Source organism: Streptomyces sp. NPDC031064 (genome assembly GCF_055570965.1).
Window position 1 is genome coordinate 337,403 of sequence record NZ_JBVIGF010000007.1, and the last position, 19,944, is coordinate 357,346.

A 19,944-nucleotide genomic window follows, 5' to 3' on the forward strand; every position below is an offset into this window, starting at 1 on the left:
CGACATACCGACTGGTCGGTCATGCTGCGTACGCCACTGTTCTTCCCGTCACCGGAGGTGCGAACGATGAGCTCAGCTCCCCCACTAGGTCTCGATCCCGAGCGGCTGCGCGGCTTCCTGGACCGCGAGCGGCCCGGCCTGGTGAGCGGACCGCTCAGCGCCCGCATCGTCGAAGGCGGCCGGTCCAACCTCACCTACGTCGTCACCGACGGCACCGGGCAGTGGGTGGTGCGCCGCCCGCCGCTCGGCCACGTCCTGGCCACCGCGCATGACATGAGGCGCGAGCACCGGGTGATCAGCGCCCTGCATCCGACGGCGGTGCCGGTCCCGGAGCCGCTGGTGCTGTGCGAGGACGAGGACGTGCTCGGAGCGCCGTTCTACGTCATGGAGTTCGTGGCCGGCACCCCGTACCGCACGGCCGAGCAGCTCGCCCCGCTCGGCCCCGAGCGCACCCGCGCCGCGATCCTGGGCCTGGTCGACACACTGGTCGACCTGCACGCCGTGGCCCCCGGGGCGGTGGGGCTCGGCGACTTCGGGCGGCCGGAGGGCTTCCTGGACCGGCAGCTCCGGCGCTGGGGCAAGCAGCTCGACGCCTCGCGCAGCCGCGACCTGGCGGGGATCGACGAGTTGCACGCCGCGCTCGGCCGCGAACTGCCGCGCTCCCCCGCCCCGACCGTCATCCACGGCGACTACCGCCTGGACAACGTCCTGCTGGGCGCGGACGACCACGTCAACGCCGTACTGGACTGGGAGATGTCCACGCTCGGCGACCCGCTCACCGACCTGGGCCTGCTGGCCATGTACAGCACCCGCCTGGACCTGCCGGGCTCCCCCATCAGCACCACCGCGGGCGCCGCCGGCCACCCCCCGGCCGCCGAGCTGGTCGAGCGCTACGCCGCCCGGTCCGGCCGCGACACCTCGGCCATCTCCTGGTACACGGCGTTCGCCTGGTTCAAGCTCGCCGTGATCCTGGAGGGCATCCACTACCGCTACACCCTCGGGCAGACCGTCGGCGCCGGCTTCGACCGGATCGGCGACCTCGTCCCCGTCTTCATCGAGCACGGCCTCACCACCCTCCAGGAAGGCTGACCGGCACCATGGACTTCGCATTCGACGCGCGCACCGAGGAGCTGCGGGCCCAACTGCTCGCCTTCATGGACGAGTTCGTGTACCCGGCGGAGGAGGTCGCGCACGAGCAGCGGGCGAAGCTCGCCTCCCCGTGGGACACCCCGCCCGTCGTCGAGGAGCTCAAGGCCGAGGCGCGCAGGCAGGGCCTGTGGAACCTCTTCCTGCCCGACGAGGAGCACGGGGCCGGCCTGACGAACCTCCAGTACGCGCCGCTCGCCGAGATCACCGGCCGCTCGCCGCAGCTCGCGCCCACCGCGCTGAACTGCGCGGCCCCGGACACCGGGAACATGGAGGTGCTGGCTCAGTTCGGCGACGAGCGGCAGAAGAAGCAGTGGCTCCAGCCGCTGCTCGCCGGGGAGATCCGGTCCGCCTTCGCGATGACGGAGCCGGAGGTCGCCTCGTCCGACGCGACGAACATCGAGACCCGCATCCGGCGGGACGGTGACGACTACGTCATCGACGGCCGCAAGTGGTACATCTCCGGCGCGATGAACCCCGACTGCGCGATCTTCATCGTGATGGGCAAGACCGATCCGGACGGTGCGGACATCCGCCGCCAGCAGTCGATGATCCTCGTCCCCCGCGACACGCCCGGCCTCGAAGTCCGGCGCGCGATGCGGGTGTACGGGTACGAGGACCACTACCACGGCGGGCACGCCGAGGTCGTCTTCGACGGCGTCCGCGTCCCGGCCTCGAACCTCATCGGTGAGGAGGGCGGCGGGTTCGCCATCGCCCAGGCACGGCTCGGCCCGGGCCGGATCCACCACTGCATGCGGCTGATCGGCATGGCCGAGCGGGCCATCGAGCTGATGTGCCGCCGGGCGGTGTCCCGTACCGCCTTCGGCAAGCCGCTGGCCGCCCAGGGGCAGGTGCAGGGCTGGATCGCGGACGCCCGGGTGACCGTGGAGCAGCTCAGGCTGCTGGTGCTGAAGACCGCCTGGCTGATGGACACGGTCGGCAACCGGGGCGCGCACACCGAGATCCAGGCCATCAAGATCGCGACGCCGCGCGCGGTGGTGGACATCATCGACAAGGCGGTCCAGGTCCATGGCGCGGGCGGTGTCAGCCAGGACTTCCCGCTCGCCGAACTGTGGGCCGGCGCGCGCACCCTGCAACTGGCGGACGGGCCGGACGAGGTGCACCAGCGGTCGCTGGCGCGGCGGGAGCTGAAGAAGTACCTCTGAGCGCTGACGTTCGGGTACGGAGGTTCGGAGTCGCGAACGCCGGTGAGAGCCCGGGGCCTTACGGCCCCGGGCTTTTACCACATGCGGGCAGCCTGCCCGGTGGAAACGGCGCCAAGACGGCGCAAAGCGGTGTGCTCGGCCTCGTTTCGGCCAAGGATGCGCCGACTGACCGGCCCACAGACAACCCACAGGGCCGACTGCCGCCTCTCACATGCCGGGGACAGCCACGCGACATGACCACCGCGCCGGCCGGCCTCCGCCGTCCCGACAGGCACTCGTAGAACGAGGAACGATGACCAGATCCCACCAGGCCCGTATCGGGCGCTCGGTGATCGCCGGAGCCGCGGCCATCGCCGTGACCGCCGGTATCGTCGCCGCCGCGCCCGACGGCAAGGCGGCCGCGACCACGCCGCAGCTCAGCCTGATCGCCGCTTCGACGTCCGTGACCCTCGACTCGTACAAGGAAGACCCCGGCGTCTACCTCGACCTCGGTACCTACCTCACCGCCGCGAACGCCCCGCTGGAACTCAAGGTGACCCGCAAGTCCTACAAGGACCCGGTCGTCGCCGCGCAGATCGTGCGGGAGGGCGGCAAGACCGTGTCCAAGCCCCTTCCCAAGGGCATGGTGAAGGACTTCGCCGGGCTGCCGGGCTTCCTCCAGATCACCATGACCAACGCGGCCGGCAAGACGGTGCTGAACAAGGCGGAGGACTTCTGCCCGAACAACGCGTCCGGGCGGGTCAGTCCGGAGGCGCCGGCCACCTCGAAGTACCCCGAGAGCTGTCCCACCAACCCGTTCACGCTCGGTTCCGTGTGGGGCGTGGAGAAGGGCTGGGCCGCCAACACGTACGCGGGCATCTACTCCAGGCCCGTCGTCCTGCCGGCCGGGAAGTACACGGCCAAGGTGTCCGTGGCGAAGCGGTACCGCGACTTCTTCGGCATCGCGGACAAGCCGCAGACGGTCAAGGTGACCGTGCGCGAGGTCAGCTCCGAGGGCGGGGCCGGCGCGCCCGGGGCACGCCGCCAGTCCCACGCGGCCGGGCACGCCGCGCCCACCGGGCACGCGGGACACGGCGCCACGGCCGGGCACGGTCCCGCGGCCGGGCACGCCGGGCACGGCGCGGTGGCCCCGGCCGCTCCCGCCGCCCCGACGAGCGGTGCCGGGCCCTCGTACAACGTGGGCCACGGGCCGCTGATCCCGGCGCCGCCCGCCGTGCCGTGGGCGGTGAAGAAGCAGGGTCTCAAGGCCGCGCGGATGGGCGACGGCGGCGGGCAGACCGACGGCTCCCGCAAGGCCCCCGCGCTGAAGCCCGCGGCCAAGCGGCCGACGGGCAAGGCGGTCGTGCCGAACGTGCCCAAGCCCGACCTGCGTTCGCTGCCCGCCTACGGCATCAACATCAGCGAGCCCGCCAAGGAGGGCCCCGACAAGGGCAAGGACTTCCTCGCCTTCAGCGCCAACGTGTGGAACGCGGGCCCGGCCCAGCTCGTCGTGGACGGCTTCCGCTCGCCCGGCAAGGAGCTGATGGACGCCTACCAGTACTTCTACGACGCCAACGGCAAGCAGGTCGGCTACACGCCGACGGGCACCATGGAGTGGGACCCGCGCCCCGGCCACGAGCACTGGCACTTCACCGACTTCGCCAGCTACCGGCTGCTCAAGGCCGACCAGAAGGAGGCCGTGCGCAGCGGCAAGGAGGCGTTCTGCCTCGCCAACACCGACGCCGTCGACTACACGGTGAAGAACGCCAACTGGCACCCGTACAACACCGACCTGTCCACGGCGTGCGGGCAGCAGAGCTCGATCTCCGTCCGTGAGGTGCTCGACGTGGGCTCCGGCGACACCTACACCCAGGACCTGCCGGGCCAGTCGTTCGACATCACCACGCTGCCGAACGGCACCTACTACATCCAGGTGCTGGCCAACCCGGAGAAGCGGCTGAAGGAGACCGACCTGAACAACAACAGCGCTCTGCGGAAGATCGTCCTGGGCGGCAAGAAGGGCGCGCGCACGGTGACCGTGCCGCCGCACGAGCTGGTGAACGCCAACTAGTTCCCCGCTGCCACGGCCGCTGTCACGGCCGCAAGGCCCTCAGCAGCAGGTCGGCCAGGTGGTCGGCCACCTGCTGGGGGCTGAGCGGCCCGTCCGGGCGGTACCAGGTCGACAGGTGGTGGACGGAGCCGAAGTGGTAGTCCACCACCAGGTCGGCGGGCGTGGCGGAGGAGAAGACGCCGGCGGCCTGCCCCTCCTCGATGAGGGCCCGGAACCGCTCGTGGTAGCGGCGCCGCTCCGCCCGTACCTGCTTGTTCTTCTCCGGGCTCAGGTGGTGCATCGACCGGAAGAAGATCGACGCGTCGTCGAGGTTCTCGATGGTGGTGACCACCACGTCGGCGGCGGCGTCGCGCAGCCGCTGCTCGACGGGCGCGTCCGCTTCCGCGAAGGCGTCCAGCCGCTCCTGCTGGAGCCGCAGCACGCGCGCGTACACCTCCTGGAGCAGGTCCTCCTTGGAGCCGAAGTAGTGGTAGAGGGCGCCCTTGGTGACGCCGGCCGCCTCGACGATCTCCTGGACGGACGTGCGGTCGTAGCCCTGCTCCGCGAAGAGCCGGGTGGCGGTGGCCAGCAGCCTCTGGGGGACGGGGGTGCCGTTCCCGTCCGTCGTCCTGGCCATGTGCCGCCACCTCTCTCGTCCACTCGTGCGTGTCGCCGTCGTTCACGCGGAGAAACGCAGTTCCCGCCTGAGGATCTTCCCACTCGTCGTCTTGGGCAGCTCCGGCAGGATCTCGACCTCACGGGGATATTTGTACGCCGCCAGGCGCTCCTCGCAGTACGCGGAGAGCTCGGCGGGCCCGACCGGGGTCCCCGGGCGCAGACTGACGTACGCCTTGACCGTCTCGCCCCGGTAGGCGTCGGGGACGCCGACGACGGCCGCCTCGCGGACCGCCGGATGGGTGTAGAGGACGTCCTCGACCTCGCGCGGCCACACCTTGAAGCCCGACGCGTTGATCATGTCCTTCTTGCGGTCGACGACGTACAGCCAGCCGTCCGGGTCCATGAAGCCGATGTCGCCGGTGCGCAGCTCGCCGTCCGGGAAGGTCTCGGCGGTGGCCTCCGGCAGGCGCCAGTAGCCGGGGACGACCTGGGGCCCGCGTACCGCGATCTCGCCCTGCTCGCCGAACGGCACCTCGTTGCCCCGGTCATCCAGGATGCGGACGACGGTCTCGGGTCCCGGGACGCCCACCGAGAGGGTGCCGGAGGCGGGGTCGACCGGGGCCTCCTTGTCGGGGGGTACGGAGGCACAGGGGGCGGTGCACTCGGTGAGGCCGTAGCCGTTGCGGATGTACGGGCCGAAGGCGGCGCGGAACCTCTCCACCAGGGCCGGGGGCACGGGGGCGCCGCCGGAGGAGATCACCTGGAAGGACGCGAAGTGGCCGGGCGTGGCGGTGGGGTGGGCGGCCAGGGCCATGAAGGCGGTGGAGGGGCCGACGGTGTAGGCGGGGCGGTGCTCGGCGAAGGCGTCCAGCACGACGCCCGCCTCGAAGCGGTACGTGAGGACGAGGGTGCCGGCGTTGGCGAGGCAGGTGGCCAGCTCGCAGACCATGCCGGTGATGTGGAAGAGCGGGGCCAGGGCGAAGTACGCGGCGCCTTCGGCGATGGGGTGGCCGGTGCGCTGCCGTTCGGCGTTGTACATGATCCCGCGGTGGGTGTTCATGGCGCCCTTGGGCGTGCCGCTGGTGCCGGAGGTGTAGCTGATCAGGGCGGTGTCGGTGGCGGTGAGGTCGCGGCCGTACTGGGGCGCCGGGTGTCCGGCGCGGGCGACGGCGACCAGGTCGTCGGCGTCGGCCGGCACGGGGAGCCGTTCGAAGCCGAGGACGCGGGGGTCGTCGCGCGTCTGGAGGTCCTTCTCGCAGGCGGTGAGGGCGACGCGTACGGGCGAGCCGGCGGCCGTCTCGCGCAGGTACCGCTCCCACGCGTGGTCGGCGCAGATCAGCGCGCCGGCCCCGGAGTCGTTCAGGGCGTGGGAGACCTCGGCCGACTTGTACATGGGGTTGAGCGGGACGACGGTGGCGCCCGCCTTCCAGGCGCCGAGCAGCGCGAGGACGAAGTGCGGGGTGTTCTGGAGCATGATCGCGACCCGGTCGCCGCGCCGGACGCCCCGGGCGGCGAGGAATCCGGCCACCGAGTCGGAGAGCGCGTCGGTCTCGCGGTAGGTCAGCCGCCCGTCGAAGTACACCAGCGCGGGGTGCTGGGGAGCGCGGGCGACGGCCGCGCGGAAGGCGTGCACGACCGTGGCGGCCGGGCGTACCGGTGCCCGCTGGGCGTCACTGAGCCGGCCGAGCCACGGCTTGGCCGCGTAGATCGAGGTCGGGTTCACTGCCCGGCGCCCTCCCACTTCTGCTGGATGTGGCTCATATTGTTCAGCCAGCGCTCGGGCTCGCTCGCGCGGGCCCGGTAGTAGTCGGCGACCTCGGGGTGGGGCAGGATCAGGAACCGGTCGGCCTCGATGCCCTCGATCAGCGCGTCGGCGACGTCCTCGGGCTCGATGGCGGTGGGGGCGAGGACCAGCTCGCCGGCCGAGCCGGCGGCGGTGAGCATGTCCGTACGCACGCCTTGCGGGCAGATCGCGTGGACCTTCAGGCCGCGGTGGCGGTAGGTGAGGGAAAGCCATTCGGCGAAGGCGTACGCGCCGTGCTTGGAGACGCTGTAGGGGGCGGCGCCGACCATGGTGAGCAGCCCGGCGGCCGAGACGGTGGAGACGAAGCGGCCGGAGCCGCGTTCCAGCCAGTCGGGCAGCAGGGCGCGGGCGGCGCGGACGTGGGCCATCACGTTGACGTCCCAGGCGGCCGCCCAGACCTCCTCGCCGGCGAAGGCGTCGCCGGGCGAGGCGAGCCCGGCGTTGGCGCAGTAGACGTCGACGGTGCCGCCGAGGGCCTCGCGGGCCTGCTCCACGATCGTGGAGGCGTCGCCGGGGACGGCGGCGGCGCCGATCTCGTCGGCGACGGCCTTGGTGCGGGCGGGGTCGATGTCGTTGACGACGACCCGAGCGCCCTCCGCCGCGAACCGCCGGGCGAGCGCCGCTCCGATCCCGCCGCCCGCTCCGGTGACGACCACGCCCGCGCCCTGCACCGTCGTACTCATCGAGACCCGCCTCTCCGTCGTGCACCGCACGCCGCTCTGCTGTCCGGGTGGACAGACTAACCAGTCGGTATGTGATCGGGGAAGGCCGTGTCGCCCGCCTCGTTCCCTGGGGTGTGCGGGCGCGCTAGCGTGCGTGGCCGGATCGGTCGACGGTCACGGAGGTGTGGCGGATGAGCGTGTCCAGACGGGGTCTGCTGGTCGCGGGCGGCGCGGTGGGGGTGACGGCCGCCGCTCCGGGGCGGGCCGCCACGCGGGACCGGGGCCGCCGCCGGGTGCGGACCGGCTTCGACCGGCTCGCGGCCGATGGGTACGCGGCGCTGGCGGGGCAGCGGGTGGGCGTGGTGACCAACCCGACGGGGGTCACCGCAGAGGTGCGGCACATCGTGGACGTCATGCACGCCGACGACCGGGTGGACCTGGTGGCGGTGTTCGGCCCCGAGCACGGCTTCCGGGGCACGGCCCAGGCGGGCGGGTCGGAGGGGCGGTACGACGACCCGGCGACCGGGCTGCCGGTGTACGACACGTACCTGAAGAGCGGGCAGGCGCTGGCGGACGTCTTCACCGCCTCCGGTGTCGACACGGTGGTGTTCGACATCCAGGACGTGGGTGCCCGGTTCTACACGTACATCTGGACGCTCTACGACTGCATGGTGGCGGCCGCGCTGGCGGGGAAACGTTTCATGGTGCTGGACCGGCCGAACCCGGTGACCGGGCGGGCGGCCCTCGGGCCCGTGCTGGACAGGGCGTTCGCGACCTTCGTGGGGCGTGAGCCGATCGCGCAGGCGCACGGGATGACGGTGGCGGAGCTGGCGCGGCTGTTCAACGCCGAGTTCCTGGCGAAGCCGGTTCCGCTGACGACGGTACGGATGTCGGGGTGGCGGCGCGCGGACTTCTTCGACGCGACGGGGCTGCCGTGGGTGCCGCCGAGCCCCAACATGCCGACGCCGGACACCGCGCTGGTGTACTCCGGCACCTGCCTGTTCGAGGGTACGAACCTGTCGGAGGGCCGGGGCACGACCCGCCCGTTCGAGCTGCTGGGCGCGGAGGGTGTGGACCGGCGCTGGGCGGAGGCGGCGAACGCGCTGGAGCTGCCGGGCGTGCGCTTCCGGGAGGCGTACTTCACGCCCACCTTCTCCAAGTTCCAGGGCAGGTTGGTGGGCGGGGTGCAGGTGCACGTGGACGACCGGGTGGCGTTCGACCCGGTGCGCACCGGCATCGGGCTGCTGGTGACGGCGAAGCGGACCTGGAGCGGTTTCGCCTGGCGCGCCGACAACTGGATCGACAAGCTGACCGGTTCGGCGAAGGTCCGCACGCTGATCGGCGCGGGCGCGGACACGGACGAGGTCGTGGGCGCCTGGGAGGCGGACCTGGCGGCGTTCCGGGCCGTGCGGCGGGAGTACCTGGTGTACCGCTGAGAGGTGAACGTCCGGGGCTGTGGGCCGGACCGGGCGGGGTGGCCGCCCGGCCCGGTCCGGCCCCCAGCGGTTCGGGGGGCGGGGTGGCCGCGGCCGTGGCGAATGGCTGGACCCCAACCAGCGGGCGGGAAGGGCGAGTACGGCCGCGGTGGCGATTCTCGGTCTTCCGGCGCGTCGTCGCGCGGGTGGCTCCCGGAGGGGGCGGCGGAGCGGAGGTTACTGGCGGTATGCCTTGTCAGTAAGGTGAGCAGCCGTCACTTCTTCGGAATCGTCACACGGGGCGCCGTGGGGGCATTTCACGTCAGATGCCCCGCTGATGGGTTCCATTCGTTTTTCGATGGAGCCGAACTGGGAACCCGTACGTCCATTCATCGACGCCGAAGTACGAGTGACGGAGGTGGCAGTGCTGTGGCCGGTTTCCGGAGTCTGGCGAGACAGGTGCGCGATCCGGGGTGCGATCTGGCGCTGCGGCGGTATTCGCTGCGCAAGTGCCTTGAGCGGTTCGCCCCTTATGGGCACCGTGCGACTTGGGACCACCTGTGCACCAGGCACAGGTTCGGGCCCGAGGACCGGGACCCCGATCCGGCGCGGCTGGTGGCCGCGCTCGACGAGTTGGAGGAGGCGCGGGCCGTGTGGCTCGCGTACGAGGAGAAGTTCGCGGCGCGCCGCAGGCGTGAGAAGCACGACGGGCTGCGGCGGCCCGGCTGGATCGACGACTGGCACCGGCGCACCTGGGGCGGCAACGGCATAGCGCGGTGCGACGACCCGTCGGTGCATCCGACGGTGGCGCTGGCCGAGGCGCTGCGCAAGCTGATCACGGCCCTGGAGGCGGAGCCCGGTGAGCACTGCCCCATCTGCGCGGCGGACGAGATCGTCTGGCGGCCGGATCTGTCGAGCGAACCGTGGTTCGGGCCGGTGTGCACGGGGTGCGGCGTGGTGATACCGCAGCCGGTCCTGACGCCCGGAGCGCTCGCGGCGGCCAAACGGGGGCGGCGCAAGGAGCTCGTGTCCGTGGCGTGAGGCCGGCGGGACGGCGCGGGGGCGGGCGCCAGGCTCGGCACGCCCCCGTTGTCAGTGGCGGCTGTCACCATCGAGGCATGATCCAGGTCTGTCTGAACGGCCGTCGCGGGACGGGGGATTCCGCGGCCGTGCCCATGTCGCCGGGCGCCATGGCCGAGTCGGCCGCCGGCGCGGTCGCGGCCGGGGCCGGTGAGGTGCACGTCCATCCCAGGACGCCGTGCGGGGGCGGCACGCTGTCCCCGCGCGTGCTGGCCGCGGTGCTCCAGGCGATACGGGACGTGGTGGACGTCCCGGTGGGCGTGTCCGCCGGCGCGTGGGCCGAGCCGGAGCCGGGGCGGCGGGTGGAGCGGGTGCGCTCCTGGACGGTGCTGCCCGACCACGCCTCGGTCGACTGGCACGAGGCGGGCGCGGAGGAGGTCGCCGCCGAGCTGCTGGAGCGCGGCGTGGGCGTGGAGGCGGTCATCCGGTCGGGCACGGAGGGGGCGCGGCGGTTCCTGGCGTCGCCCCTGGCGCCCCGCGTGTCGCGGGTGGTGGCCGAGGTGACGGGACGGGACGCGGGGACGGGCGAGGCGTCGGCCGAGGCGTCGGCCCGCGTACTGCTGGCGGAGCTGGGCGGCGCGCATGACCGGCCGGTGCTGCTGCACGGCGAGGGCGTCGGGGCGTGGCCGGTGCTGCGCCTGGCGATACGGCTGGGGCTGGACACGCGCGTGGGCCTGGAGGACACGCTGCTCCTGCCGGACGGGCGGCCCGCGCGGTCCAACGCCCGGTTGGTGGCGGCCGCGTTGGAGGAGCGTGACGCTATCAGGCGCCAAATCGGGTGGGCCAGTGGTTTCGCGCACCGCGACAGTGGGCGGCGATGAGAACCGCACCACAAGGAGCACACCCATGTCGACATTGCGTGTCACCGCCGAGCCGCTGACCGTCCACGAGCATCCCAACGCCGACGCCCTGGAGCTGGCCCAAGTCGGCCTGTACCGCGCCGTCGTCGCCAAGGGCGCCTACCGCACCGGTGACGTCGCCGTGTACATACCCGAGCAGGCGGTGCTGCCGCCCGCGCTCGTCGAGGAGCTGGGGCTGACCGGGCGGCTCGCCGGGAAGGCGTCGGACCGGGTGAAGGCGGTACGGCTGCGCGGCGAGCTGTCGCAGGGCATCGTGTGCCGGCCGCGCGCCCTGGCGGACGTGGACCTGGCGCGTGCGGCGGCCGAGGGCACGGACTTCGCGGAGGCGCTGGGCATCACCAAGTGGGTGCCGCCGGTGCCGACGACGATGAACGGCGACGTGGAGCCGGCGCCCGGCCTGCTGCCGTGGGTCGACATCGAGAACATCCAGCGGTACCCGGGCATCTTCGAGCCCGGCGAGCCGGTGGTCCTGACGGAGAAGCTGCACGGCACGGCCTGTCTGATGACGTACACCGCCGAGGACGGGCGGGTACTCGTCTCGTCGAAGGGGTTCGGCGCCAAGGGCCTGGCCTTGAAGGAGGACCCGCGCAATCTGTACTGGCGGGCGATCCGTACGTACGACGTGCCGGCGGTCGCGGCGCGGCTCGCCGCCGCGCTCGGCGCGACCAGGGTCGGGGTGTTCGGCGAGGTGTACGGCGCGGGCGTGCAGGACCTGGCGTACGGCGCGAACGGCCGGAGCGAGGAGCTGGGGTACGCGGTCTTCGACGTGTCGGCCGAGATCGACGGCCAGGTCCGCTGGCTGGACCCGGCCGAGCTGCCGACGGGTGGGCTGCCGCTGGTGCCCCGGCTGTACGCGGGTCCGTACGACATCGCGAAGGTCCTGGAGCTGGCCACCGGCCGCGAGACGGTCTCGGGGCGGGAGCTGCATCTGCGCGAGGGCGTGGTGATCCGCCCGGCCACGGAGCGGTACAGCCCGGTGGTCGGTGGGCGGGCGATCGCCAAGGCGGTCAGCCCTGCCTACCTCACCCGGAAGGGCGGCACCGAGTATGAGTGAGTTTTCTTGAGCCCCCTCTTGTCAACTTTGACCGAGGGAGTTATAAGAAAAAAGGCAGACGGTCAGCAGCATCCGTGAGTACGCAAGGAGGGACCGATGATGCTGATGCGGACCGACCCCTTCCGTGAGCTCGACCGGCTCACCGAGCGTTTGCTGGGCACCAGCGCCCACCCGGCGGCCATGCCGATGGACGCCTACCGGGAAGGGGACACCTTCGTCGTCCAGCTCGACCTGCCGGGCGTCACCCCCGACAGCATCGACCTGGATGTCGAGCGCAATGTGCTCACCGTCAAGGCCGAGCGGCGTACGGCGCCGGAGGGCGAGGCCGAGATGGTGATCGCCGAGCGGCCGTCCGGCACGTTCAGCCGCCAGCTCTTCCTCGGCGAGACGCTGGACACCGACCGGATCGAGGCGTCCTACGACGTGGGTGTCCTGACCCTGCGGATCCCGGTCGCCGAGCAGGCCAAGCCGCGCAAGATCGAGATCAGCGGCGGCAGCGACCGCAAGCAGATCAGCGGCTGATCCGGCCCGCCGCACCGCATGATGGGCGGGGACGGGTCCTTTCCGGCCCGCCCCGCCCATGCCCATCGAACGAGGCCGAGGGAGAAAGATGCGCATGCAGTGGGACGCGTTCTTGGCCGCGGTGCAAGAACGCGGCGAATACCCCTCCCGGCGGGAGGCCGACCGGGCCGCCCGCGTCGTCCTGGCCCTGCTAGGCGCACACCTCGTCGGCAACGAGCGGGCCGAGCTGGCCGCCGGCCTGCCGGAGACCTGCGCCCTGGTGCTGCTCAACCCGCTCCCCGCCGCCGAACCGCTCGGGCCCGACCGGTTCGTGCGGGCCACGGCCGCGTGGATCGAGGGCGCCACGGAGGAGACGGCCAAGTGGGACATCGGCGCCGTCCTCAGCGTCGTGGCCGACACGGCGGACGAGGACCTGATGCGCCGGATACTGCTCCAGCTCCCGCCCGGCTACGACCTGCTGTTCGGACGCCCTGGCATGACCGAGCCGGCCCCGCCCGAAGCCGCCCCCACCGGAGCCGACCGACCCCCCTCCGGCATGACCGAGCCCGGCCCGCCCGGGGAGGCGTAACGCCGGCCTGCCCGGTGAGGCATGATCACCGACCCGCCCCGGGAGGCGTGACGCCGGCCTGCCCCGGGAGCCCGGCCACCCGGGCCTGACCCGGGAGGCGTGACCCCGGCCTGCGCCCGGAGGCGTGACCCGGCCTGGCCCCGGAGGCGTGACGCCGCACCGCGAGCCCGGCCGCCCGGGCCTGCCCGGTGAGGCATGATCACCGACCCGCCCCGGGAGCCCGGCCACCCCGGCCTGGCCCCGGAGGCGTGACCCCCGCCCGCCCCCGAGCCCGGCCGCGCCGGCCTGGCCCCGGCGGCCCGGGCGCCTGCGTCTACCGCGAGGGTGTGCCCCGCGACGGTGCCTGCCGGTCCGTCGGGCGGCGCTGTTCGGGCAGGAGGCGCGAGCCGGTCATGCGCTCGCCGAAGACGTCGTCCGGGTTGGACAGCACGCAGGTCTCCAGCGAGAGACAGCCGCACCCGATGCAGTCGGTGAGGTGGTCCCGCAACCGGCCGAGCTGCTTGATCCGCTCGTCGAGTTCCGCGCGCCACGCCTCCGACAGGCGTGCCCAGTCCTCCCGGTTGGGCGTGCGCTCCTCGGGGAGTTCGGCGAGGGCCTCCCTGATCGTGGCGAGCGGGATGCCCACGCGTTGCGCGGCGCGGACGAAGGCGACGCGGCGCAGCGCGTCCCTGCCGTAACGGCGCTGGTTCCCGCTGGTGCGGCGGCTGCTGATGAGGCCCTTGGACTCGTAGAAGTGCAGGGCGGAGACGGCCGCTCCGCTGCGCGCGGAGAGCTGGCCGACGGTGAGCTCGTGGATCTTCTCTGGAATCTGCGGCACCCCTCGAACCCTACTGGCCGCCGCCCGGCGGTCCGTTGACAGGAGAGCACCCGCCCCAGCATGCTGAGCAAGCGCTTAGACATCGAGAGTCAGGGAGCCGGGACATGGCAGAGCCGAGGATCTTCACGTCCGCCGACGAGCTGCGCGGCGCGGTCGGCGAGCAGTTGGGGCACAGCGACTGGCTGGAGATCGAGCAGAAGCGGATCGACCTGTTCGCCGAGGCCACGGGCGACCACCAGTGGATCCACGTGGACCCGGAGCGGGCCGCCGCCGGGCCGTTCGGGACGACCATCGCGCACGGGTACCTGACGCTGTCGCTGCTCCCCCTCCTCGTACCGCAGATCATGCGGGTCGAGGGGATGAAGATGGGCGTCAACTACGGGTCCAACAAGGTCCGGTTCCCCGCCCCCGTGCCGGTCGGGTCGCGGCTGCGGGCGACGGCCGTCCTCAAGGACGTCACCGACGCGGGCGGCGGTGTGCAGGTGACGGCCGTGGTGACGGTCGAGCGCGAGGGCGGCGACAAGCCGGTGTGCGTCGCCGAGTCGGTGTCCCGCTACTACTTCTGAGCGCCCCCGGGGGCCCCGGCTCCCACCATGCGCAGCACGAGGTCGGCGTAGAGCGCGCCGACCTCGTCGGGCGTCCGGCGCCCCCCGGTGCTGAACCAGCGGGCCACGTCGATGCAGAGCGAGAGCACGGCGAGGGTGGTGCCGGAGACGTCCGGGACGTCGAACTCGCCCGCCGCCACGCCCTCGTTGATGATGCGGCGGACGGCGGCGTCGCTCTTGCGGCGCAGCTCGAAGATCTCGGCGCGGTGATCGTCGCTGAGGGAGTCGAGTTCGTACTGGACCACGCGCGCGGTGGTGCGGCGTCCGGCGTGCCAGCGGACGAAGGACCGCACGGCGTCGGCGAGCCGCTCGGCGGCGGTTCCGGGGCCGTCGGCGGCCGCCTCCAGGATCTCCAGGGCCTTGACGTGGCCGATGCGGCTGATCCGGTGGAGCAGCTCTTCCTTGGTCTTGTAGTGGATGTAGAGCGCGGCCGGACTCATCCCGGCCCGGCCCGCGATGTCGCGGGTGGTGGTGGCGTGGTAACCACGCTCGGCGAAGGCCTCGACGGCGGCGACGAGCAGCCGCCTGGCCGCGTCAGGGGTCACCTCGTCCCATGGCGTGTCCTCGCCGCCGGCCGTTTCCTCCGCCGTGCTCATCGTTCGCCCCTTCCGGTGTCCAGGACCTTCCGGTGTCCAAGGACGAACACCATACCCCGACAGTGAGCAAGCGCTTAGAGCTTCTGGAACGGGTCGTGCTCGGCGAGCAGCTTCTCCAGCCGGGCCTGGTCGACCCTGCTGACGATCTGCCCGGCCTCCTGCCGGTCGCGGACGACCTTGGCGAGGGTGAAGGCGGAGGTGGTGAGGTAGAGGACCGCGATGCCGAGGAAGGCGCGCACCCAGGCGTCGGCGTCCAGGTTGACGATGCCGACGGCCACCGCGCCCAGGGCGATCGCGAAGGAGGCCACGGCCTGGCCGTAGTAGGCGGCCGTGTTCTGCTGCTTGACCGGTGTGTCACTCATGCGGGCAAGGATGCGCGGGCTGTGGCGCGGCCCACATCCGCTCCCGTACTCATGGGCTACTCAGAACGCGGACACCCCGGTCAGCGCCCGGCCGATGATGAGCTTCTGGATCTGGCTGGTGCCCTCGTACAGCGTCATCACGCGCGCGTCCCGCAGCAGTTTGCCGACCGGGTACTCATCGATGTAGCCGTAACCGCCGAAGACCTGGAGGGCGTTGTTGGCGCAGCGCACGGCGGCCTCGGAGGCGAAGAGCTTGGCCTTGGAGGCGGCGGTGGCGAACTCCTCGCCCCGGTCGACGAGATCGGCGACCCGCCAGGTCAGCAGCCGCGCCGCGTCCACGTCGACGGAGATGTCGCTGATCAGCTCCTGGACGAGCTGGTACGAGGCGATCGGCTTGCCGAACTGCTCGCGCTCCCCCGCGTAGCGCACGGCGGCGTCCAGTGCGGCCTGGGCTATGCCGACGCACCCGGCGGCGACCGACATGCGGCCCTTGGCGAGCGCGGACATGGCGATGGAGAAGCCCTTGCCCTCCGGGCCGAGCAGCGCGGAGGCGGGCACCCGGACGTCCTCCAGCACGAGTTCGGCGGTGGCCTGGCCACGCAGGCCGAGCTTGCCGTGGATGGTGCGGCGGGTCAGGCCGGGGGTGTCGGCGGGGACGAGGAAGGCGGACACGCCCCGGTGGCCGGGGCGGTCGTTGGTGCGGGCGAAGAGGAGCACCACGTCCGCCCAGGTGCCGTTGGTGATGAACATCTTGGTGCCGTTGATGACGTAGTCGTCGCCGTCGCGCACGGCCCGGGTGGTGAGGCTGCCGGCGTCGGAGCCGGTGCCGGGCTCGGTGAGGCCGAAGCAGCCGATCGCGTCACCGGCGGTGAGCCGGGGCAGCCAGTGCCGCTTCTGGTCCTCGTCGCCCCAGGCCGCGACGGTCTTGGCGACCAGCCCGAGCGAGACGGACACGATGCCGCGCACGGACGAGTCACCGCGCCCCAGTTCCTCGGTGACCAGGCAGTACGCAAGGTGGTCGCCGCCCGAGCCGCCGTACTCCTCGGGGATGGTGAGGCCGAGGAAGCCGAGCGCGCCGAGCTTCTTGACGATCGATCTGTCGACGTTCTCCGCGCGGTCCCACTCGACGACGTGCGGGGCGATCTCGCGCCTGACGAAGTCCTCGGCGAGCTGCCGGACCGCCGCCTGCTCCTCGCTCGGTTCCAGGTTCACGCGCGGACACCCCACTTTAACTATCACTGCTAGTTTCTTGTGTCACGCCTACTATGTGCCGCATGGCCCGACCGCGCAAGCCCCTCCTCAGCCGAGACCGCATCGTCGCCACGGCCGGCGCTCTCGTGGACGCGGAGGGACTGGACGCGGTCTCGACCCGGCGCCTCGCCGCCGAACTGGGTGTGAGCGGCCCCTCGCTCTACAACCACTTCCGCACCAAGGACGAGATCCTGGAGGCGGTCGCGGACTCCGTGAGCGCCAAGGTCGACCTGTCGATGTTCGCCGAGGACGACGGCCGTGACTGGCGCACGGCGCTGCACGACTGGGCCGTCTCCTACCGGGCGGCCCTCACCGACCACCCCAACATCGTCCCGGTCCTCGCCCGCGGCCCGGGCCGCCGGCCGGCCGGCCTCCGGGTCGCCGACGCCGTCTTCGGCGCGATGGTCCGCGCGGGCTGGCCCCCGGCCCAGGCCACCTACATCGGCGCGCTGATGCGGTACTTCATCACCGGTTCGGCCCTCGGCTCCTTCGCACGCGGTTTCGTCGACGACGAGACGGCGTACGACCCGGCCGACTATCCCCACCTGGGTCAGGCGCACCTGCTCGCCGAGCGGCGGGAGAAGGTCGACGAGGGCGCCTTCGAGACGGGCCTGCGGGCGCTGCTGGACGGACTGGCGGTGCAGTACGAGGCCGTACGGGAGGCGCGCTCCCGGCCGTAGCGGAGCGGAGACGGCCGGGAGCGCGGTGGTCGCCGGCGGGCGGCGGCCGGGAGCGCGGTGGCCGCTAGCGGGCGGCGGCCGCGGCCCGGGAGGCCAGGACCTTGATGGAGAGCAGCGCGATCACGGCGAGGCCCATGATGTAGGCGGAGACGGCCATCGACGTTCCGGTCGCCTCCAGCAGCAGGACCATGACGAACGGTGCCAGGCCGCCGCCGAACACCGCGGCGATCTGGTAGCCCAGCGAGGCCCCGGTGTAGCGCATCTCCGCCGTGAAGAGCTCCGCGAACAGCGCCGCCTGCGGCCCGTACATGATGCTGAGGAAGCAGCTCGTGACGAACGTGCCGACGGCCAGCCACAGCAGCGACTTGGTGTCGATGAGCAGGAACATGGGGACCGCCCACACCAGCAGCCCGACCGCGCCGAGCGCGTAGATCCGCAGTCGTCCGATGCGGTCCGAGAGGGCCGCCGCGGCCGGTATCAGCACCAGTTGGGTGAGGCTGACGCAGAGGGACACCGTCAGGACGGCGCTGCGCTTCATGTCGAGCTCGCGGGTCGCGTAGTCCAGCACGCCGGTGATGATGATGTAGAAGGTCGCGGTGTTGACGGCGAAGGAGCCGCCGGCGAGGAAGACCGTGCCGAGGTGCTTGCGCAGGATGGTGCCGAGCGGCGACCGCGCCTCGCTCTTCTCCCGCTCGGACAGGGCCCGTTCGGCCGCCTTGAACTCGGGGGTCTCCTCCACGCGGGCGTGGATGTACCAGGCGAGGCCGAGGACCAGGAAGCCGACGAAGAACGGCACCCGCCAGCCCCAGGCGGCGAACGCCTGGTCACTGGTGAACGCCCCGGCGACCAGGAACACGGTGTTGGCGGTGACCACACCGATCGGGACGCCGAGCTGCACGAGGCTGCCGTACAGGCCCCGCTTGCCCTCGGGGGCGTACTCGGTGGCCATGAGCATCGCGCCGCCCCACTGGGCGCCGACGGCGATGCCCTGGAGGACGCGGAAGAGGACGAGCAGCAGCGGGGCGGCGATGCCGATCGTCTCGTACGTGGGCAGGAGGCCGATTCCGGCGGTGGCCACGCCCATCAGGGTGAGCGCCAGGACGAGCATGGGCTTGCGGCCCCGCTTGTCGCCGAGCTGGCCCGCGACGATGCCGCCGATGGGGCGGGCGAGGAAGCCGACGGCGAAGGTCGCGAAGGCGGCGAGGACCCCGGCGGACGGGCTGCCGGAGGGGAAGTACAGGTCGCCGAGCACGAGGGCCGCGGCGATGCCGAAGACGAAGTAGTCGTACCACTCGACGGCGGAGGCGAGCGCGGCCGCGGTGGCCACTCTGCGCCGGCGCGTGCTGTCGGGGGCGGAGGTGGGTGAGGCGGGGGAAGGTGCCGTGTCCATGCGAGCACACTCCGATTGGGTGCGGGGGACGGAAGGGGGGCGGCGCCGTGAAGTTGTCGGGGACCGTACCGACCGGCTGGTACGGCGGTCAACGGCCCGTACGGTCACAGTTTTCGGCCGCCCTCACCGGCCCGTACCGGCCCGGCTCACCTGGCCCTTACACGCTTGTGGGCAGCACGAACACCCCGGGCGCGGGTGACGGCCGGGGTGCTCCGCCTGGGGCGCGGGGACGGTCTAGAAGACGACCAGCGCGCGTCCGCCCTTGCCCGCGATCATGTTCTCGAACGCCGCCGGGATGTCCTCCAGCGCGATCCGGTCGGTGACGAGCGCGCCCAGGTCGAGGCGACCGGCGCGGATGTGCCCGGCGAGGACGGGGAGGTCCTCGGCCGGGTTGGAGTTGCCGTAGACACAGCCGGAGAGCGTGCGGCCCCAGTGGAAGATCTCCAGGGCGTTGAAGGTCACCTGCTGGTCCTTGCCGCCGATGCCGACGACCGTGGTGCGGCCACCGCGCCGGGTGGAGTCCCAGGCGGTGCGGATGGTGGCGGCCCGGCCGACGCACTCGACCGCCACGTCGGCGCCCTGGCCGCCGGTGAGCTTGCGGACCTCCTTGGCGGTGGTCTCGGAGGCGACGAGGAACTCGGTGGCACCGGCCCGCCGGGCGAGCGCCTCCTTCTCCGGCGACACGTCCACCGCGATGATCGTCCCCGCGCCCGCGATCCGGGCCGCCTGGAGGGTGGCGAGGCCCACCCCGCCGACGCCGAACACGACGACCGACTCGCCCTCACGCACGCGTGCCGAGTGGTGGACCGCCCCGTAGCCGGTCAGGGCGGCGCAGCCGAGCAGGGCCGCGTCGGTGAGCGGCACGCCGTCGGGGACGGGCAGCACGCAGTTCGCGGCGACGACGGTCTCCTCCGCGAACGCGGCGACGTTCAGGCCCGGGTGGAGTTCCGTGCCGTCCTCGGTGACGGCGTGGACGGCGCCCGCGCCGGTGAGGGCATCGGCGCACAGCCACACCTCGCCGAGCCCGCAGTGGTGGCAGGAGCCGCAGGACGGCGCCCAGTTGAGGACGACACCGTCACCCGGGGCGACATGGGTGACGCCCTCGCCGACGGCGACGACGGTGCCGGCGCCCTCGTGGCCGAGGACGGCGGGGACGGGCACCCGCATGGTGCCGTTGGACAGGGACAGATCGGAGTGGCAGACACCGGCGGCGGCGAGGCGGACCCTCACCCGGCCGGGGCCGGGCTCCGGGAGTTCGATGCCGGTGATCTCCAGCGGAGCACCTATGGCGGGCAGGACGGCGGCGCGGACCACGATCA

19 protein-coding genes and 1 pseudogene are annotated in these 19,944 nt (G+C 72.5%); 11 read left to right on the top strand and 9 right to left on the bottom strand.

Annotation, left to right across the window (positions count from 1 at the left end):
* The first annotated feature begins 66 nt into the window (after nucleotides 1-66).
* The 3 genes from ACZ46W_RS25910 (at nucleotide 67) to ACZ46W_RS25920 (ending at nucleotide 4,362) form a co-directional block, all read left to right on the top strand.
* Entirely contained in the window at nucleotides 67-1,089 is a 1,023-nt protein-coding gene (locus ACZ46W_RS25910) for a phosphotransferase family protein (RefSeq protein WP_468341924.1), read from the top strand.
* 8 nt (nucleotides 1,090-1,097) lie between these two features.
* Nucleotides 1,098-2,312: an acyl-CoA dehydrogenase family protein gene (locus tag ACZ46W_RS25915; RefSeq protein ID WP_468341927.1), complete on the top strand. Its 1,215-nt coding sequence runs from the start codon at nucleotides 1,098-1,100 to the stop codon at nucleotides 2,310-2,312.
* A 292-nt stretch (nucleotides 2,313-2,604) separates the two neighbouring features.
* Complete coding sequence (locus ACZ46W_RS25920; protein WP_468341930.1) at nucleotides 2,605-4,362, top strand: lysyl oxidase family protein; 1,758 nt, start codon at nucleotides 2,605-2,607, stop codon at nucleotides 4,360-4,362.
* 22 nt (nucleotides 4,363-4,384) lie between these two features.
* Here the strand turns inward: ACZ46W_RS25920 and ACZ46W_RS25925 are convergent, their stop codons facing one another.
* The 3 genes from ACZ46W_RS25925 to ACZ46W_RS25935 are packed head-to-tail and all read right to left on the bottom strand — an operon-like array spanning nucleotide 4,385 to nucleotide 7,446.
* Nucleotides 4,385-4,978: a TetR/AcrR family transcriptional regulator gene (locus tag ACZ46W_RS25925; RefSeq protein ID WP_366131620.1), complete on the bottom strand. Its 594-nt coding sequence runs from the start codon at nucleotides 4,976-4,978 to the stop codon at nucleotides 4,385-4,387.
* 42 nt (nucleotides 4,979-5,020) lie between these two features.
* Nucleotides 5,021-6,682: a class I adenylate-forming enzyme family protein gene (locus tag ACZ46W_RS25930; protein ID WP_468341933.1), complete on the bottom strand. Its 1,662-nt coding sequence runs from the start codon at nucleotides 6,680-6,682 to the stop codon at nucleotides 5,021-5,023.
* The gene (locus ACZ46W_RS25935) at nucleotides 6,679-7,446 is read right to left on the bottom strand and encodes an SDR family oxidoreductase (RefSeq protein WP_468341936.1); all 768 of its coding nucleotides are present in this window, start codon (nucleotides 7,444-7,446) and stop codon (nucleotides 6,679-6,681) included. Before ACZ46W_RS25935 ends, ACZ46W_RS25930 begins: the two co-directional genes overlap by 4 nt.
* A 170-nt stretch (nucleotides 7,447-7,616) precedes the next feature.
* On the opposite strand from ACZ46W_RS25935, the gene ACZ46W_RS25940 reads away from it, so the two are divergent.
* The 6 genes and pseudogenes from ACZ46W_RS25940 to ACZ46W_RS25965 all read left to right on the top strand — a co-directional run.
* Nucleotides 7,617-8,861, top strand: a complete 1,245-nt coding sequence (locus ACZ46W_RS25940; RefSeq protein WP_468341939.1) for an exo-beta-N-acetylmuramidase NamZ family protein — start codon at nucleotides 7,617-7,619, stop codon at nucleotides 8,859-8,861.
* 408 nt (nucleotides 8,862-9,269) lie between these two features.
* Nucleotides 9,270-9,881 carry a hypothetical protein gene (locus tag ACZ46W_RS25945; protein ID WP_468341942.1) on the top strand — a complete coding sequence of 204 codons (612 nt, stop codon included), beginning with the start codon at nucleotides 9,270-9,272 and terminating at the stop codon, nucleotides 9,879-9,881.
* A gap of 77 nt (nucleotides 9,882-9,958) precedes the next feature.
* Entirely contained in the window at nucleotides 9,959-10,741 is a 783-nt protein-coding gene (locus ACZ46W_RS25950) for a 3-keto-5-aminohexanoate cleavage protein (protein WP_468341944.1), read from the top strand.
* 25 nt (nucleotides 10,742-10,766) lie between these two features.
* Nucleotides 10,767-11,834, top strand: coding sequence for an RNA ligase (ATP) (locus ACZ46W_RS25955; RefSeq protein ID WP_468341947.1), 1,068 nt, complete (start codon nucleotides 10,767-10,769; stop codon nucleotides 11,832-11,834).
* 96 nt (nucleotides 11,835-11,930) lie between these two features.
* A complete protein-coding gene (locus tag ACZ46W_RS25960; protein ID WP_468341950.1) occupies nucleotides 11,931-12,356 on the top strand; it encodes an Hsp20/alpha crystallin family protein in 426 nt (141 codons plus the stop codon).
* 88 nt (nucleotides 12,357-12,444) lie between these two features.
* Nucleotides 12,445-12,828: pseudogene (locus ACZ46W_RS25965) on the top strand (DUF2267 domain-containing protein); the annotation flags it as partial.
* A 409-nt stretch (nucleotides 12,829-13,237) separates the two neighbouring features.
* On the opposite strand, the gene soxR reads toward ACZ46W_RS25965, so the two are convergent.
* Complete coding sequence (gene soxR / locus ACZ46W_RS25970; RefSeq protein ID WP_468341953.1) at nucleotides 13,238-13,741, bottom strand: redox-sensitive transcriptional activator SoxR; 504 nt, start codon at nucleotides 13,739-13,741, stop codon at nucleotides 13,238-13,240.
* Nucleotides 13,742-13,845: 104 nt separating this feature from the next.
* Between soxR and ACZ46W_RS25975 the strand changes: the two genes are divergently transcribed.
* A complete protein-coding gene (locus ACZ46W_RS25975) occupies nucleotides 13,846-14,307 on the top strand; it encodes a MaoC family dehydratase (RefSeq protein ID WP_468341956.1) in 462 nt (153 codons plus the stop codon).
* Here ACZ46W_RS25975 and ACZ46W_RS25980 read toward each other — a convergent pair.
* The 3 genes from ACZ46W_RS25980 to ACZ46W_RS25990 form a co-directional block, all read right to left on the bottom strand.
* On the bottom strand, nucleotides 14,298-14,942 hold the full coding sequence (locus ACZ46W_RS25980) for a TetR/AcrR family transcriptional regulator (protein ID WP_468341959.1): 645 nt from the start codon (nucleotides 14,940-14,942) through the stop codon (nucleotides 14,298-14,300). The genes ACZ46W_RS25975 and ACZ46W_RS25980 overlap by 10 nt on opposite strands.
* 74 nt (nucleotides 14,943-15,016) lie before the next feature.
* Nucleotides 15,017-15,304, bottom strand: a complete 288-nt coding sequence (locus tag ACZ46W_RS25985; RefSeq protein ID WP_468341962.1) for a YiaA/YiaB family inner membrane protein — start codon at nucleotides 15,302-15,304, stop codon at nucleotides 15,017-15,019.
* 60 nt (nucleotides 15,305-15,364) lie between these two features.
* Complete coding sequence (locus ACZ46W_RS25990) at nucleotides 15,365-16,516, bottom strand: acyl-CoA dehydrogenase family protein (RefSeq protein ID WP_468341964.1); 1,152 nt, start codon at nucleotides 16,514-16,516, stop codon at nucleotides 15,365-15,367.
* Between the two features lie 62 nt (nucleotides 16,517-16,578).
* Here ACZ46W_RS25990 and ACZ46W_RS25995 point away from each other — a divergent pair, with 62 nt between their 5' ends.
* Nucleotides 16,579-17,235 carry a TetR/AcrR family transcriptional regulator gene (locus ACZ46W_RS25995; protein ID WP_468341967.1) on the top strand — a complete coding sequence of 219 codons (657 nt, stop codon included), beginning with the start codon at nucleotides 16,579-16,581 and terminating at the stop codon, nucleotides 17,233-17,235.
* A 64-nt stretch (nucleotides 17,236-17,299) separates the two neighbouring features.
* Here the strand turns inward: ACZ46W_RS25995 and ACZ46W_RS26000 are convergent, their stop codons facing one another.
* Nucleotides 17,300-18,625: an MFS transporter gene (locus ACZ46W_RS26000; RefSeq protein WP_468341970.1), complete on the bottom strand. Its 1,326-nt coding sequence runs from the start codon at nucleotides 18,623-18,625 to the stop codon at nucleotides 17,300-17,302.
* Between the two features lie 234 nt (nucleotides 18,626-18,859).
* A complete protein-coding gene (locus ACZ46W_RS26005) occupies nucleotides 18,860-19,939 on the bottom strand; it encodes a Zn-dependent alcohol dehydrogenase (protein WP_468342355.1) in 1,080 nt (359 codons plus the stop codon).
* Between the last annotated feature and the right edge of the window lie 5 nt (nucleotides 19,940-19,944).

Excerpts from the sequence above, each read along its gene's own strand:
- ACZ46W_RS25985 (WP_468341962.1), bottom strand. The coding sequence starts at position 15,304 with ATGAGTGACACACCGGTCAAGCAGCAGAACACGGCCGCCTACTACGGC.
- ACZ46W_RS25935 (WP_468341936.1), bottom strand. The coding sequence starts at position 7,446 with ATGAGTACGACGGTGCAGGGCGCGGGCGTGGTCGTCACCGGAGCGGGC.
- ACZ46W_RS25975 (WP_468341956.1), top strand. The coding sequence starts at position 13,846 with ATGGCAGAGCCGAGGATCTTCACGTCCGCCGACGAGCTGCGCGGCGCG.
- ACZ46W_RS25980 (WP_468341959.1), bottom strand. The coding sequence starts at position 14,942 with ATGAGCACGGCGGAGGAAACGGCCGGCGGCGAGGACACGCCATGGGAC.
- ACZ46W_RS25995 (WP_468341967.1), top strand. The coding sequence starts at position 16,579 with ATGGCCCGACCGCGCAAGCCCCTCCTCAGCCGAGACCGCATCGTCGCC.
- ACZ46W_RS25910 (WP_468341924.1), top strand. The coding sequence starts at position 67 with ATGAGCTCAGCTCCCCCACTAGGTCTCGATCCCGAGCGGCTGCGCGGC.
- ACZ46W_RS25950 (WP_468341944.1), top strand. The coding sequence starts at position 9,959 with ATGATCCAGGTCTGTCTGAACGGCCGTCGCGGGACGGGGGATTCCGCG.
- ACZ46W_RS25960 (WP_468341950.1), top strand. The coding sequence starts at position 11,931 with ATGATGCTGATGCGGACCGACCCCTTCCGTGAGCTCGACCGGCTCACC.
- ACZ46W_RS25920 (WP_468341930.1), top strand. The coding sequence starts at position 2,605 with ATGACCAGATCCCACCAGGCCCGTATCGGGCGCTCGGTGATCGCCGGA.
- ACZ46W_RS26000 (WP_468341970.1), bottom strand. The coding sequence starts at position 18,625 with ATGGACACGGCACCTTCCCCCGCCTCACCCACCTCCGCCCCCGACAGC.
- ACZ46W_RS25955 (WP_468341947.1), top strand. The coding sequence starts at position 10,767 with ATGTCGACATTGCGTGTCACCGCCGAGCCGCTGACCGTCCACGAGCAT.
- ACZ46W_RS25925 (WP_366131620.1), bottom strand. The coding sequence starts at position 4,978 with ATGGCCAGGACGACGGACGGGAACGGCACCCCCGTCCCCCAGAGGCTG.
- ACZ46W_RS25915 (WP_468341927.1), top strand. The coding sequence starts at position 1,098 with ATGGACTTCGCATTCGACGCGCGCACCGAGGAGCTGCGGGCCCAACTG.
- ACZ46W_RS25940 (WP_468341939.1), top strand. The coding sequence starts at position 7,617 with ATGAGCGTGTCCAGACGGGGTCTGCTGGTCGCGGGCGGCGCGGTGGGG.